The 14,626-nt window shown below is 66.4% G+C and carries 15 protein-coding genes; 3 read left to right on the forward strand and 12 right to left on the reverse strand.

What is annotated here, in order from left to right:
• Positions 1–7: 7 nt before the first annotated feature.
• The 9 genes from AC5ZH6_RS23415 to AC5ZH6_RS23455 form a co-directional block, all read right to left on the reverse strand.
• Positions 8–1,399 (reverse strand): MFS transporter, encoded by a 1,392-nt coding sequence (locus AC5ZH6_RS23415; RefSeq protein ID WP_006371847.1) that lies wholly within the window; start codon positions 1,397–1,399, stop codon positions 8–10.
• A gap of 91 nt (positions 1,400–1,490) precedes the next feature.
• Entirely contained in the window at positions 1,491–2,237 is a 747-nt protein-coding gene (locus AC5ZH6_RS23420; RefSeq protein ID WP_006371846.1) for a GntR family transcriptional regulator, read from the reverse strand.
• Between the two features lie 212 nt (positions 2,238–2,449).
• A complete protein-coding gene (locus AC5ZH6_RS23425) occupies positions 2,450–3,151 on the reverse strand; it encodes a response regulator (protein ID WP_006371845.1) in 702 nt (233 codons plus the stop codon).
• Positions 3,144–5,690 carry a DUF4118 domain-containing protein gene (locus AC5ZH6_RS23430; protein ID WP_006371844.1) on the reverse strand — a complete coding sequence of 849 codons (2,547 nt, stop codon included), beginning with the start codon at positions 5,688–5,690 and terminating at the stop codon, positions 3,144–3,146. The genes AC5ZH6_RS23425 and AC5ZH6_RS23430 overlap by 8 nt, the downstream gene beginning before the upstream one ends.
• Positions 5,691–5,717: 27 nt before the next feature.
• Positions 5,718–6,347: a potassium-transporting ATPase subunit C gene (locus AC5ZH6_RS23435; protein WP_006371843.1), complete on the reverse strand. Its 630-nt coding sequence runs from the start codon at positions 6,345–6,347 to the stop codon at positions 5,718–5,720.
• A gap of 7 nt (positions 6,348–6,354) precedes the next feature.
• Complete coding sequence (gene kdpB, locus AC5ZH6_RS23440; protein WP_006371842.1) at positions 6,355–8,493, reverse strand: potassium-transporting ATPase subunit KdpB; 2,139 nt, start codon at positions 8,491–8,493, stop codon at positions 6,355–6,357.
• Complete coding sequence (kdpA, locus tag AC5ZH6_RS23445) at positions 8,490–10,385, reverse strand: potassium-transporting ATPase subunit KdpA (RefSeq protein ID WP_006371841.1); 1,896 nt, start codon at positions 10,383–10,385, stop codon at positions 8,490–8,492. Before kdpA ends, kdpB begins: the two co-directional genes overlap by 4 nt.
• Before the next feature lie 5 nt (positions 10,386–10,390).
• Positions 10,391–10,489, reverse strand: coding sequence for a potassium-transporting ATPase subunit F (locus tag AC5ZH6_RS23450; RefSeq protein WP_081482548.1), 99 nt, complete (start codon positions 10,487–10,489; stop codon positions 10,391–10,393).
• Positions 10,490–10,700: 211 nt separating this feature from the next.
• Positions 10,701–10,907, reverse strand: a complete 207-nt coding sequence (locus AC5ZH6_RS23455) for a hypothetical protein (protein WP_276115312.1) — start codon at positions 10,905–10,907, stop codon at positions 10,701–10,703.
• Between AC5ZH6_RS23455 and AC5ZH6_RS23460 the strand changes: the two genes are divergently transcribed.
• A complete protein-coding gene (locus AC5ZH6_RS23460; RefSeq protein ID WP_006371838.1) occupies positions 10,906–11,508 on the forward strand; it encodes a DUF6611 family protein in 603 nt (200 codons plus the stop codon). The genes AC5ZH6_RS23455 and AC5ZH6_RS23460 overlap by 2 nt on opposite strands.
• Here the strand turns inward: AC5ZH6_RS23460 and AC5ZH6_RS23465 are convergent.
• Entirely contained in the window at positions 11,492–11,902 is a 411-nt protein-coding gene (locus AC5ZH6_RS23465) for a PPOX class F420-dependent oxidoreductase (RefSeq protein ID WP_006371837.1), read from the reverse strand. The two genes, AC5ZH6_RS23460 and AC5ZH6_RS23465, sit on opposite strands and share 17 nt — an antisense overlap.
• Positions 11,903–11,989: 87 nt before the next feature.
• Between AC5ZH6_RS23465 and AC5ZH6_RS23470 the strand changes: the two genes are divergently transcribed.
• Positions 11,990–12,376 (forward strand): TraR/DksA family transcriptional regulator, encoded by a 387-nt coding sequence (locus AC5ZH6_RS23470; protein ID WP_006371836.1) that lies wholly within the window; start codon positions 11,990–11,992, stop codon positions 12,374–12,376.
• A 241-nt stretch (positions 12,377–12,617) separates the two neighbouring features.
• Positions 12,618–13,184: an ECF RNA polymerase sigma factor SigK gene (sigK, locus tag AC5ZH6_RS23475; protein ID WP_006371835.1), complete on the forward strand. Its 567-nt coding sequence runs from the start codon at positions 12,618–12,620 to the stop codon at positions 13,182–13,184.
• Positions 13,185–13,192: 8 nt separating this feature from the next.
• Here the strand turns inward: sigK and AC5ZH6_RS23480 are convergent, their stop codons facing one another.
• Together AC5ZH6_RS23480 and AC5ZH6_RS23485 are read right to left on the reverse strand one after the other, a co-directional pair.
• Positions 13,193–13,603 carry a nuclear transport factor 2 family protein gene (locus AC5ZH6_RS23480; protein WP_496167885.1) on the reverse strand — a complete coding sequence of 137 codons (411 nt, stop codon included), beginning with the start codon at positions 13,601–13,603 and terminating at the stop codon, positions 13,193–13,195.
• Positions 13,604–13,660: 57 nt separating this feature from the next.
• Positions 13,661–14,617 carry an oxygenase MpaB family protein gene (locus AC5ZH6_RS23485; RefSeq protein ID WP_020169928.1) on the reverse strand — a complete coding sequence of 319 codons (957 nt, stop codon included), beginning with the start codon at positions 14,615–14,617 and terminating at the stop codon, positions 13,661–13,663.
• Positions 14,618–14,626: the final 9 nt, after the last annotated feature.

Raw genomic sequence — 14,626 nt, forward strand, 5'->3', positions numbered from 1 at the left:
GCGGCCGTCAGCTGCGCACCCCCGCGTTTTCGTCGGCTACCGCGAAATCCTCGGTCCGCTCCGGGATCTCGGTGCCGCGGATCGAGCAGCCCGCGGTCTCCTTGAGGAACACCATCGCGATCATGCCGATGGCACACGCGCCCATCATGTAGATGGCCGGGAACAGCAGCCAGCCGGTATCGCCGACGACGGCGTCGTTGACCAGCGGAGCGGTGCCACCGAAGGCTGCGGTGGCGACGTTGTAGGAGATGGCGAACCCCGCGTAGCGCACCTGGGTGGGGAACATCGCCGGGAAGGTCGCCGAGATCGTGGCGAGCTGCGGGATGTAGAGCAATCCGAGGACGACGAATCCGATGATGGCCCAGGCGAATCCCTGACCCATCAGCCAGTACAGCGGTAGCGCGAGTACGAAGAGGCCGATCAGCGAGCCCCACCACATCGGTTTTCGGCCGGTCCGATCCGACCACGCGCCGAAGAACGGGATCGCGACCATCATCGCGAGCTGACCGATGAGCACGACGGTCGAGCCCGACGACTCCGACAACCCGATCGTGCTCTTGAGGTAGGTGGGTTGGTAGGCGAGCAGGGTGTAGTTGACGACGTTCAACGCGATCACCATGCCGAACATGGTCAGGATCGGCTGCCAGTAGTTCGAGAGGAGATCCTTGAACCTGGTCCACGCCGTGCCCTTGATCTCGTTGTCCTGCTCGAGTTCCTGGAAGACCGGGGTGTCCTCCATCTGCGAGCGCAGGTACAGACCGATGAGACCCATCGGCAGCGCGATCAGGAATGGGATGCGCCAGCCCCACGTCTGCATCTGATCGTCACTGAGTAGCAGTTCGAGCAGCAGCACGATCGCGGTGCCGGCCGAGAAGCCGGCGAGGGTGCCGAATTCGAGGAACGAGCCGAATCGGCCTCGTTTGCGATCCGGGGCGTACTCGGCCATGAACGTTGCGGCACCGCCGTATTCGCCGCCGGTCGAGAACCCTTGGATCACGCGTAGCGCGATGAGCAGGATCGGCGCCCAGATCCCCGCCACCGCATGCGTGGGCAGCACACCGATCAGTGCCGTTGCCCCCGAGATGAGCAGGATAGTCATCGCCAGCACGGACTTTCGTCCGATCCGGTCGCCGATCGGTCCCCAGATCATGCCGCCGAGCGGACGCAACACGAACGAGATCGCGAAGCCGAGCATGGTGCCGATCGTGCCGAGATGACCGGGAAAGAATGCGTGGGTGAGATAGGTGGTGGTCGCGGCGTAGACGCCGTAGTCGTACCACTCGGTGGCGTTGCCGATCGCCGATGCGGCGATCGCTTTGCGCAGTAGCGCTTTTCCTTCGCGCGATTCCGGATCGGGCGCGAGATCCTCATATGTTGCCGAGGAGTTTGCCGTAGCCATCTGTGCCTTCCTGGTGGAGTCGGGGCCAGTGTCGTCGGGCTGACTCACATCGGTGGGCGATGATCTCGAGGGCGATGTCGATCGCGTTGCCCTACAACGCGATCCCCGCAGTGGACCCGGACCCCTCCTGTCCGCCCACGACGTCACCGATCAAGCGGTGCAGCCCATCCCTCATGTGTTCGATCATCAGCACGTCGGCCGCCTGCGGATCTCCTGCCGCGATGGCGTCCACCAATGCCTGGTGTTCGTCGATTCGTTCCTTTCCCGAGGCGTACGTTCCTCGCATGGCCCGCAGACACATTCGCGTCTCCACGCGGATCGTCTCGTGCAGCCGCGAAAGACGCTGACTACCTGCGGCTTCCACCAATCGCTGATGGAACCGCATATCCGCTTCGGCCATGGCTTCACCGTTCGGATCATCGACGCACTCGCGCATCATGGCCACCGCACCATTGAGGGCCGCAACCGATTCCGGGTCATCGGCGGAGATGACCTGCTCGATCGCGGCCCGTTCGACGGCGGTGCGTGCTATGTACATGTCGCGTATGTCGTCATCGTCCATCGAGACGACGAACAGACCCCGGTTGCGGTGGCTCACCAGCAGACCCTCTGCGGTGAGCCGCTGCATCGCCTCGCGCAACGGACCACGGCTGACCCCGAGGTCGGCCGCCAGACCCGATTCCGTCAACTGCGAACCAGGCGGAAAACTACCGTTGGCGATGGCCTCATGCAACTTCCGGGCGATGATCGCAGGTGTGGACTCCTGCACGATCGGCGCCAGCACGCGTTTGCGTGCCGAGGCCGATCTCCCATCACCAGTAGACCGCATATTCGCCATCTCTGTTCTTCCTTCTTACTCGCTACACGGCCCAATGTCAGCTTTCCGCTGCGCATTTCGGCCTGCTCGCGCCGCATGCAACCCGGTGAGCTGCGACGATGCACCCGAGGTGGTGATTCGTCACGGAGACCACCCTTCGCATGCCGCAGCGTTAATTGTTAGATTGTTGACAATCTACCCTGGCGGTTGGTCCGGTGACAACAACATCGGACTCATTCCCGAACGAACCGGTAGCCCATCCCCGCCTCGGTGAGCAGATGCCTGGGGTGAGCGGGGTCCTCCTCGAGTTTGCGGCGCAGGCTCGCCAGGTAAACGCGCAGATAGTTCGACTGGCCGGTGTAGGTGGGCCCCCACACACCGGTCAGGATCTCGCGCTGGCCCACCAATTTGCCTTCGTTGCGCACCAGCATCTCCAACACGCCCCACTCCGTGGGAGTCAGATGTACCCGTTCGCCGTTGCGCGTGACCTGTTTGGCACCGAGGTCGACCGTGAACGACCCCGCCGACACCACCGGGTTCTCGGCGGTCGGCTCCCCCGACGAACCGGCCCCGCGCCGGATCGCGGCCCGCAGGCGTGCGACGAACTCCTCCATCCCAAAGGGTTTGGTCACGTAGTCATCGGCACCGGCATCGAGGGCGGCGACCTTGTCGACGGCCTCGCCGCGGGCCGACAACACGATCACCGGCACGTTCGTCCACCCGCGCAGACCGGCGAGCACCTCGAATCCGTCGATGTCGGGGAGCCCCAGATCCAGTACCACCGCCTGCGGGTTGGTCTTGGCCGCCGCCGCCAGTGCGGCTGCGCCGGTCGCCGCGGTCGTCACGTCGAAACCACGTGCCTTCAGGTTGATCCGCAACGCCCGCAACAACTGTGGCTCATCGTCGACGACGAGCACGCGCGCCCCGTCAGCCATGCGCCACCCCCTCCGCGGGCGCGGACTGCTCCGACTGCTCGATGGCGGGCAGATCCACCACCATCGTCGTACCGCCACCGGGCGTGTCGACGACGGCGAGGTTGCCACCCATCGTCGAGGTGAAACCCTGGGCGACCGAAAGGCCCAGCCCCACACCGCCATCGGAGCCGTTGCGGTCGAAACCCTGGCGGAAGTCGTCGAAGATCTGCTCACGCCGTTCGACCGGAATCCCCGGCCCGTGGTCGACGACCTCGATGATCGTGCGCGGCGACTGCGGGTCCGACTCGTCGAGCGAGGTGGCCACCTCGACCTGCCCGCCGCCGTGGCGCACCGCGTTGTCGATGAGGTTGGCCAGCACCCGTTCCAGCAGCCCACCGTCGGTCCATGCCCAGACATGACCGAACCGGAAGGCGATACCCGCGGCGGCCGGTCCGCTGCGGTTGGCCGCCCGGTGCACCACCTCGACGAGGTAGGTGCGCGCCATGTTCGGGCGGATCGCACCGGCCTCGAGCCGCGAGGAGTCCAGCAGATTGGCGACCAGTGCCGAGAGCTGATCGACGGATTCCTCGATGGTGGCCAACAATTCGGCGGTGTCCTCCGGCGAGAACGTCACCTCCTCGCTGCGCAGACTCGACACGGCCGCCTTCGCACCGGCCAGCGGGGTACGCAGATCGTGGCTCACCGCCGACAGCAACGCCCGCCGGAGTTCGTCGGTCTGTGCGAGGGCCCGTGCGGCGGCGGCGCCCGCCTCGAGGTCGGCGCGTTCGAGTGCGGCGGCCGCCTGGGTGGCGACGGCCGTGAGCACCCGACGATCCTGCGCCTCCGGCGACGCCCCGCACAGCAGCAACTCGTATTCGTCGCCCCGCGCGGGCAGGACGGTATCGGCCTCCGAATCACGTTGTGGTGGGTCCTCTCCCACCGCAGCACTGACCTCGACGCTGCCGTCGGCACGGCGGTGCACCACCGACACCGCGCGTTGATCGTAGGTCTCCCGGACGCGTTCGAGCAGACCCGCCACGTCCGCGCCGCCGAGGACGGCGTCACTGAAGACCGCGAGCAACTCGGCCTCACGCGCCGCCCGTTGTGCCTGAACCCGCCGAACCGTGGCCGAATCGACCAGTGCGGCAACCGCTATCGCGATGACGAGCATCACCAGGATGGTGATCAGATTGTCCGGTTCGTTGATGGTCAGGGTGAACCGCGGTGCGGTGAAGAAGTAGTTGAGCAGAACACCGGAGACCACCGCCGACAATGCGGCCGGCGCAACACCGCCGAGCATCGAGATCGCCAGCACGGTGACGAAGAACAACGCTGTCTCACTGGCGAATCCGAGCCAGCGGTCGAGAATGGCCAGGATACCCGTCATCACCAGCGGTACCACCACCGCCAGGACCCAGCTCAGCGGCCGATGAAACCGGGTCTCGCGGATGTCGAGGCGGTTGCGTTTCGCGGTTTCCTCGTGGGTGACCATGTGGACGTCGATCCGTCCACTGCTGGCGACGACCGTCGCGCCGACCCCCTCGTCGAAGATGCGCTTCCACCGCGGTCGCCGAGACGTGCCGAGCACCAGCTGGGTCGCGTTGACCCCGCGCGCGAACTCCAGCAAGGTGGTGGGGATGTCGTCGCCGACGATGGAGTGCACGCGCGCACCGAATCCGGCGGCGAGTTCGGTCAGTTCGGACAGTTCCACACCGGAGCGTCCGGCCAGCCCGTCACCGCGGACCACGTGTACGACGATGAGCTCGGCACTCGACCGTGAGGCGATGCGGCTGGCGCGGCGGATCAGTGTCGACGATTCGGCGCCACCGGTGATCGCCACCACCACCCGCTCACGTGCCTCCCAGGTATCGGTGATCGCATGGGCCGCACGATAATCGGCCAGATTGTCGTCGACGCGATCGGCCAACCACAGCAACGCGAGCTCACGCAACGCGGTCAGATTGCCCTGACGAAAGTAGTTGGCGAGCGCGCCGTCGATCCGGCCGCTGGGATAGACCTTGCCCGCCGAGAGTCGTTGGCGCAGCGCCTGCGGGGCGATGTCGACGAGCTCGATCTGGTCGGCGGCGCGCACCACCGCGTCAGGGACGGTCTCCCGCTGGGTGACGCCGGTGATCTGGGCGACCACATCGTTGAGACTCTCGAGATGTTGGATGTTGACGGTGGTGAGCACGTCGATACCGGCGTCGCGGAGGACGTCGATGTCTTGCCAGCGCTTGGCATTCGCCGATCCCGGGACGTTGGAGTGGGCCAGTTCGTCGACGAGGGCCACCTGCGGGCGGCGGGCCAGCACCGCCTCGAGGTCCATCTCCTCGAGTTCGGCGCCGCGGTAGACGATCCGGCGCCGCGGGATGACCTCGATGCCCTCGATCAGCCCGGCCGTCGCGATACGACCGTGCGACTCCACCACCGCGATGACCACATCGGCGCCCTCACCGATCAGATCGTGTGCGTGGGCGAGCATCTCATATGTTTTACCCACGCCCGGGGCGCATCCGAGGAAGACCTCGAGCGAGCCCCGGGCGTCGGCAGTAGAAACCATGCCTCCGAGTCTATCGGCGAGAGTGCCTCACGACCGAGGGCACACGGTGTGTCCCAAGGCGAGATTCACCTGGAGCACATCGACCGTGGGCTGGCCCAAGAAACCCCATTGGCGTCCCGAGGTGTACTTGTCGATGATCGCCTGCACCTGCGCCTGGGTGCGGCCGCTGTTACGGGCGATACGCGGTACCTGTAGCTTCGCGTACCCCGGGCTGATGTCGGGGTCCAGCCCCGACCCGGAGCCGGTGACCGCATCGACGGGTACCGCCGCCGGCGCCACCCCCTCGCGCTGAGCGATGATCTTGCGGCGCGCCTCGATCATGGTGGCCAGATCCTGACTGTTCGGTCCGTCGTTGCTCGACGCGGAGGCGGACGGGTCGCCGGGGGCCATCGGGTTGTCCGACGAACCCAACACCCGCGCGTGCAGGAACGAATCGGGCTGCCCGGCAACGGGTTGCGGATCGATCCCGATGATCGACGACCCGGCGTTGCAGCCGCGGGCATCGGAGATCTGTGATCCCTCCGCGGCGTGGGTGTCGAGCCGCGAGGCCGCCCACACGACCGCCGGATAGGCGCCACCGAGAAGGACGGTCAGCGCGATCATTACCCCGATCGCGGCGACGCACTGCCGCGCGAAGGTGGAGATGACGGTGTTCATGTATTCCTCACCCCATTCCCGGAAGGAAACGGACCACGAGATCGATCAGCCAGATGCCGAGGAACGGTGACACGACGCCACCGAGGCCGTAGATCAGTAGATTGCGGCCGAGCAGGCGCGAGGCCGAGCTGGGCCGGTATTTGACGCCACGCAACGACAGCGGGATGAGCGCGACGATGATCAGGGCGTTGAACACGATCGCCGAGACGATCGCCGACTGCGCCGAATGCAGGTGCATGATGTTGAGCACGTGCAGTTGCGGATAGATGACCGCGAACATCGCCGGCAGGATCGCGAAGTACTTCGCGAGGTCGTTGGCCAGCGAGAACGTCGTCAGCGCGCCGCGGGTGATCAGCAGTTGCTTGCCGATGGCGACGACCTCGATCAGTTTGGTCGGATCGGAATCGAGGTCGACCATGTTGCCGGCTTCCTTGGCTGCCGACGTCCCGGTGTTCATCGCCAGCCCGACGTCGGCCTGCGCGAGCGCCGGGGCGTCGTTGGTGCCGTCGCCGGTCATCGCGACCAGCCGTCCGCCTGCCTGCTCGGACCGGATCAGGGCGAGTTTGTCCTCCGGGGTGGCCTCGGCGACGAAGTCGTCGACCCCGGCCTCGTCGGCAATCGCCTTGGCGGTCAACGGATTGTCACCGGTGACCATCACCGTGCGGATGCCCATCGCCCGCAGTTGCGCAAAGCGCGAGCGCATTCCGGGCTTGACCACGTCGGAGAGCTGGATGGTACCGAGGATGCGTGCGCCGTCGACGTCGTGGACGGCGACCAGCAGCGGCGTGCCACCACCCTGCGAGATCTCCGCGACGCGATCGGTGACGACCTCCGGTACCGAGCCGCCGAGCCGGCCGATCCAGCGGGTCACCGCGTCGGCGGCGCCCTTGCGGTAGGCGACGTCGGACGGGCCGTCGTGCAGATCGATTCCGCTCATGCGGGTTTCGGCGGTGAAGGCGACGACGTCGTAGTTCGGGTGAACACCACCGCGCGCCGCGTCGGCGTCATCGGCGGCCATCGGGGTCACCTGATGCTCCTGCAGACAGAGATCGACGATGCTGCGGCCCTCGGGGGTGTCGTCGGCGAGACTGCACCGATACGCGGCGGACGCGAGGTCGGCGGTGGAGGTGTCGGGGCCGGGGAAGATCTCGGTGGCCCGCCGGTTACCGAAGGTGATCGTGCCGGTCTTGTCCATCAGCAGGGTGTCGATGTCGCCGGCGGCCTCGACCGCCCGGCCCGACATCGCCAGCACATTGCGTTGCACCAGTCGATCCATCCCGGCGATACCGATCGAGGACAGCAGCGCCCCAATCGTCGTCGGGATGAGGCAGACCAGCAGCGCGATCAACTTGATCGGATCGGGGCTCTGCCCGGCGTACTGCTGCATCGGACCGACCGCGACGACGGCGAGCAGGAAGATCACCGTCAGGCTCGCGAGCAGGATGTCCAGCGCGATCTCGTTGGGGGTCTTCTTGCGGGCGGCGCCCTCGACGAGCGCGATCATTCGGTCGACGAACGTCTCTCCCGGCGCCGTGGTGATCTTGACGATGATGCGATCCGACAGCACGACGGTGCCACCGGTGACCGCGCATCGGTCCCCACCGGATTCGCGAACCACCGGCGCGGATTCGCCGGTGATCGCCGACTCGTCGACGGTCGCGATGCCCTCGATGACGTCGCCGTCACCGGCGATCACCTCACCGGCCTCGACGATGATCCGGTCGCCGACCACGAGATCGCTGCCCGATACCGAGACCGTCGAACCATCGGCGCCGATCCGTCGGGCCATGGTGTCGCGCTTGACCTTTCGCAGACTGTCCGCCTGTGCACGGCCGCGTCCCTCGGCGACCGCCTCGGCGAGGTTGGCGAAGATCACCGTGAACCACAGCCATGCGGCGATCAGCCAGGAGAACCACGACGGCCGCCAGATCGCGAGCACCGTGGTGACGATGGCGCCGAGGAACACCACGAACATCACCGGGTTGCGCGCTTGGTCCTTGGGGTTCAGTTTGCGCGCCGCCTGCGGCAACGAGGTGATCAGGCTGCGGGCGTCGAATGCACCGCCCGACACCAGTTCCGGGGCATCGGCGGACTCGTCGGTGGGCTTGTGCCCGCCGTCGGTCCGGTCGATCGTATCCACACTCACAGAGCTGCCTCCGCGATCGGTCCCAGCGCCATGGCCGGGAAGAAGGTGAGTCCTGCGACGAGCAGGATGGTTCCGAACAACAACGCGCCGAACAGGAGTCCGTGCGTCGGTAGGGTCGATGCGGTGTCGGTGCGGGCCTCGAGCGCGACCGCGCCACGGCTGTCGGCGTCTGCGTCGTCACCATCGGCCGCCCCCTGACCGCTGGTCGAGGTGCGAGGCGCCCCGGCACTCACTGCGTCGCCACCTCTCCCCTGACCGCTGGTCGAGGTGCGAGGCGCCCCGGCGCCGAGCCTCGAGACCTCCTGCCCCGGTGCTGGTTCCAGCCCATCGGCCTTCGCACCCCGCGGCCGCTGGCGCGCCAGCAGACCGGCCAGCGCCAGCACGAACACGATCGGCAGGAACCGACCGAGGAGCATCGCGAAGCCCAACGAGCTCTGGAACCAGTCGCTGGTCACGGTCAGCCCACCGAATGCGCTGCCGTTGTTGTTGGCCGCCGACGCGAACGCGTAGAGCACCTCACTGAATCCGTGGATCGACCCCGCGGTTCCGGGCGACCCACCGTTGCCCTGCGCGTCGAGCGTCGAGGAGAGGACCACCGTGATGCCCGCACCGATCAGCACGAGTGCCGGCATCACCAGCACATAGAGGGCTGCCATGGTGATCTCGTTCTGCCCGACCTTCTTTCCGAGGAACTCCGGAGACCGTCCGACCAGCAGTCCGCCGACGAAGACGGTGACCACCGCCATCATCAGGATTCCGTAGAGTCCCGAGCCCACGCCGCCTGGCGCGACCTCGCCGAGCAGCATGTTCCACAGCAACACACCGCCACCACCGGCGGAGAAACTGTCGTGGGCGGAGTTCACCGCGCCGGTCGAGGTTCCCGTCGTCGACACCGCGAACAACACCGACGCCGGGATGCCGAATCGTTGTTCCTTGCCCTCCATCATTGCTCCCGCGACCTGCGCGGCCACACCGTTGGTGCGCGACTCGAAGTACCAGGAGACGGCCAGCATGATGCCCCACAGTGAGGCCATCACACCGAGCAGGGTGTATCCCTGACGCCGGTCACCGACCAACGTGCCGTAGGTCCGTGTGAGGCACACCGGGATGATCAGCAGCGCAATGATTTCCACGATGTTGCTCAGCGGCGTCGGGTTGGAGAAGGGGTGGGCCGAGTTGGCCGAGAGGGTTCCGCCGCCGTTGGTTCCGAGTTCCTTGATCGCCTCCTGTGAGGCGAACGGTCCGACGACGCTGTGTGCCGACGCACCGTTGAGCGTGGTGAAGTCGAAGCCGGTCTTGAACGATTGGACGGCACCCTGTGTGATCAGGATGACGGCCATGATGATGCTCAGCGGCAACAGGATTCGGATGACGCCGCGGACGAGGTCAACCCAGAAGTTGCCGAGCTGACCATCGCCGCGCCGGTTCACCAGTCCGCGGATGAGCGCGACGGCCACCGCGAGGCCCACCGCCGCCGACGCGAAGTTCTGTACCGCCAGACCGATCATCTGGGTGAGGTTGCTCATCACCTGTTCGGGTGAGTACGACTGCCAGTTGGTGTTCGAGACGAAGGAGACCGCCGTGTTGAACGCGGTCGCCGGGTTGATCCCGGGTTTGCCGTCGGCCCAGGGCAATACACCCTGAAGTCGCTGCAGCAGATAGAGGAACAGAACACTGACGACCGAGAAGGCGAGCACCGCAAGCGCATAGCCGACCCAGGTCTGTTGGCGCTTCGGATCGATCCGGGCGAGGCGATACAGCACTCGCTCGGCCCCGAGGTCACGTTCGCTGCGATAGACCGAGGCCATGTAGTCGCCCAGCGGCACATAGGCCAGGCCCAGCACCACGAGGAGGAGCGCCACCTGCAAGGTGGCGGCCAGAGCGGGATTCATCGGGCTCAGAACCTTTCCGGGAAGATCAGCGCGACCATCAGGTAGACGGCCGTCACCACCGCGAGGGCCAGCAGGACGGCGTTGATCACGCCGTCGGCGGTCATCGCCGGATCCTCACGTCGACGGCGCGCACGGCGAGCACGCACAACGCGAAGCCCACCAATGCGGCGAGAACGTACAGGAAGTCAGCCACTCTCACTCCTCACACCGCAACCGTCGAGTCAACCGACGGCCATGCCGATGCACCGGCCGGCGGCCGGTGCGCAGGACCACTCTGCGCTCCCGATGCCGATCGGACGAAGTGCCTTAACGCGATCAATACGCGCGGGCAGGCAATGTTGACGCGACCTTCTCATCAGGGGGTGCGACGGCCGGCTCGTCGATCATCGGGCCACGACGCTCGAGGGCCTCCGAACAGCTCGCGGTGCGCGTCAAGGACGCGTCAAAATCCCAGCGCACGGCGTCGAGATCGTGTGAGAACCCCTTACCGCGCGATGAGCCGCGGATTAGACCTGAGGTCATGAGCAGCACAGCACCGCGGCGCATCGTCGCCGGCGACTATCGATGGGGATACGTGCAGATCGGTTACGCCCGCCAGTGGGTCCGTGACCGGATGGTGCTCTACCCGCCGGGGACCTCTGTCGAACAGCGCCGCTGGATGCGGGCGTGGCGCTGGCTTCCGGCGATCGTCGCAGCCATCGTCCTGGGCACGGCTTTCATCTGCGGATACGTCAATTCCGCGCTCGTCGTCGCGTTTGCGGTGGCGATCGCGGTGTCGGTGGGTTTGGTGATCGTGGTCGCCGAACGCACCCGGGGCATCCGTACGGCCTCGGTGTCCGTCGAGGGCTGGACGGGTCCCGACGCCGACCTGACGTCGCTGTCGAACATCGCGCTGATCCGGCGCATCTCCGCGCGACTACGCGATGCCGACTCCGACCTGCGCGACGGTCGGATCGACGAGGTGGAGTACGAGGTCATCTGGGCGAGCTGTCACACCGACATGGCCCAGACCCTGCGGCTGACCACCCCGGACAAGCCGGTGTTCGAGCGACCGCGGTTCCGCAAGGCGAGCACCCAGACACCGGAGCGGCGCCACAACTCGGCCCTCAGGCGACAGGCCTGATCGCGAACCCGATGGTGCCTGCTGATCCGCGACGCAGTTTGCTGCCGACGATCACGAGTCGGGCGAGTAGCCCATACTTTCCGACCAACAACTTCTTGGCGCGATCGGTGCCCGCCTCGTCGAGCAGCTCGGCCCGACCCTCAACCGGATTGCCCTCCAACGTCTTTCCCATGCGATCACACGCCTGGACGACGACCTTCTGATCACGGCGAAGACGTTTGATCTTCCACGAGTCGGCAGGTGTCCACATGAACATCTCGTTGCCCTCGGTGACGCCCCACAGCGGTGAGGACACCGGGGTGCCGTCCTTGCGGTAGGTCGTCAGGAGGACGAACTTGGCGGTGGTCGCGGCGTCGAAGGGCGCGCCGGTGTTGCCGTGCGGGTCGCTGGTCACGGGTCCATCGTAGAGCTGCGCCCGCCGCGAACTTCGCAGAAGGTGCAAGTCACGTGGGCGCCGGCGGTGTGGGCGTACAAAGTAACGATGGACCGGGACGGCGATAGGCGAGACAGGAGCGACCCGTCACGGGAGGCGCTACGCGCCGAGCGCGCACGCACCGCGGCACTGATCGACGCTCTGTCACAACGACTCTCGGCGGTCATCGAGGCGACGGCCGACGAGGCCGCCGACGACGAGCACGACCCCGAGGGTTCGACGCTCGCGGTGGAACGCGGCCAGCTGGTGGCCCAGGTCGAGCGATCGCGGGCGCGCCTCGTCGAGATCGACGCAGCCCTCGAGCGCGTCGGCCACGGCAAGTACGGGCGGTGCGAGACCTGCGGCTCGCCGATCGGCGCAGAACGCCTGGGGGTGCTACCGGCCGCTCGGCAGTGCGTGGCCTGCGCGATGCGCAACCCGACCTCGCGGTGGTGACGTCCGCCCCTACCCGCGACAGCGCCCTCCAGCACGCCGACAGCGCCTCCCACCCCCGACAGCGCCGTCGCGAGCTCGGCGTTATCAAACCGTTATCCGCGTTGCTAATCCGTCGCGTTTGGTCACGGGCCGTGGTGGCAACCCGAATCGGTACATAGCGTCGAGACGCAGAGGCCGGACACCGGTGATTCGCCACCGAATCCACATCGGATGTCTGACCACCCGGCATTTAAGGAGTCCGATGAGCACACACGACGACGATCTCGACGTGCTCTTGACGCGTGTCGGCTCCGGCGATCAGGTGGCCTTCGGGCGGTTCTACGACCTCACCTCGGCACGCGTTTACGGCATGACCCGTCGTGTGCTGCGCGACGCCGGAATGAGCGAGGAAGCCACTCAGGAGGTGTATCTCGCGGTGTGGCGCTCGGCGGATGGGTTCGCCGTCGGTAACGGCTCGGCGATCAGCTGGCTGATGACCCTCGCGCATCGTCGCGCGGTGGATCGCGTGCGGTCGGAGACAGCGAGCCGGCGCCGCACGATCGATTACGGCACAGCCGATCTCGGCTCGCGGGTCGAGCGCGATGTGGTCAGCGAACTCGCCGAGCGTCACGATACGAATCGTGAGATCCGATCGAGTCTGTCGGTTCTCACCCCACTGCAGCGCGAGTCGATCGAGCTCGCCTACTTCGAGGGGCTGACCTACCGGGAGGTGGCCGATCGTCTCGGCGTCGCGCTACCGACCGTCAAGTCTCGAATCCGCCAGGGACTCAAGCGACTTGCCCCGCAGATGTCGGGCGTTGCGGCGTAGCAGCCGGCTCAATCATCAGCGATCGGGATGTTCTGACCGGCTGTCACCCACCATCGTCCGTCCCGCTCGACCAGCACGTACATCGCCATCTCGGAGAATCCACCCCCGCGTGCGTGGCGTCCGATCTGGGCAACCACCACTCCGGGCGCGATCATTGCGGCCTGCGCCACCGAGAAGTCCGACGGTGGCGCCACGGCTTGAGCGAACAGCCGCTGATGAATCCAGTTCAAGGTGGAGAAGCCTTGCAATACCGCACCTTTGGGTGATCCCCAAAGAATGTCGGCGGCGAACATCGCGTCGTAGGCATCCGCGTCCGAGCGGTCCATTCCGAGCTGTAGCGCGGCGACGAGTCGATGTGCCACGTCGAGCGCGTCCGGATGGGCGGGCGCGAGGTACGGCCTATCACCGTGGTTCGTCATGACAACGACGGTAAGACCTCAAGCTCGATTGAAGTCAAACCGTCGTGGTACGCCGCCCTACTGCACCTGACGCCACCAGCGCCGCGCCAGCCGTCGCACACCGCCGCCGTCGCGGATCGGGATCTGCGTCACGCGGAGTGTGCCGAGTACCGGGATGCCAAGTCGCCGACGAAGGCGGAAGTCGATCATGTACGACCACAGCAAACCCAAGGCGAGTTGACGTCCGCCGACGCGGTCGAGCACGCGCATCCTTGCCAGCGCCCGGTCGAAGTTGCGTTGGTCGCGATCGGTCCAGTCCCACCCCATCAGCTCCCGGAATCGCGGCGGCAGGTTCGCGCGGGTCATGAATTGGTAGTGCTTGCCCAGCAACAGTGGGAACGGACGTCCGAGCGGCCCCCACGCCTCGAGAACGAACTCCATGTTCGACAGCGTCTCGAAGTCCCGCTTCACCTCTGCGGAGATGGACAGGTGCGATTGCATGCCTTCCCAATACTGGGTGAACTCCGCCCACGTCTGCGGCCAGGACGCCGGACGCACGTTGACGCCGGTGGCCAGCGGTTCACCGGCACGGACGAGGACGTCGAGCTCGGCGGTCGTCAGATCGCCGTAGAGGATCGTGTACTGGTCGAGATAGAAGCGGAAAAGGCAAGCAGCGACCCACAATTGGAGGTCAGGACTGTTGCCGCTGTAACGCACCGGACTGTCCGGGGTGGAAACGACGGGTTTGTGCATCTGCGCGACCTCTGCGCGCAGCTGATTCTTCTCATCCTCGGTGCCGAGCAACGCCACCGCGAGATAGGTACCGGTGGTGCGCGTGCGCTTCATCGGATACCGCCGCGGGCTACCGGACACGACGCGACTCTCGTTGACGCCCGCACCGACCGGCGGCAACGACAGTTGCATGATGATGTTCGCGACGCCGCTGGTGAGACCCTCGACGGTGATCAGGTCGAGCATCGTCGTCGGATGTCGGCGGCCGACCGGCGCCGTTCGGGTCGTCGTTGCGCTCACCATGACCCAGCC

The sequence above is a fragment of the Gordonia sp. YC-XJ4 genome, from assembly GCF_059511865.1.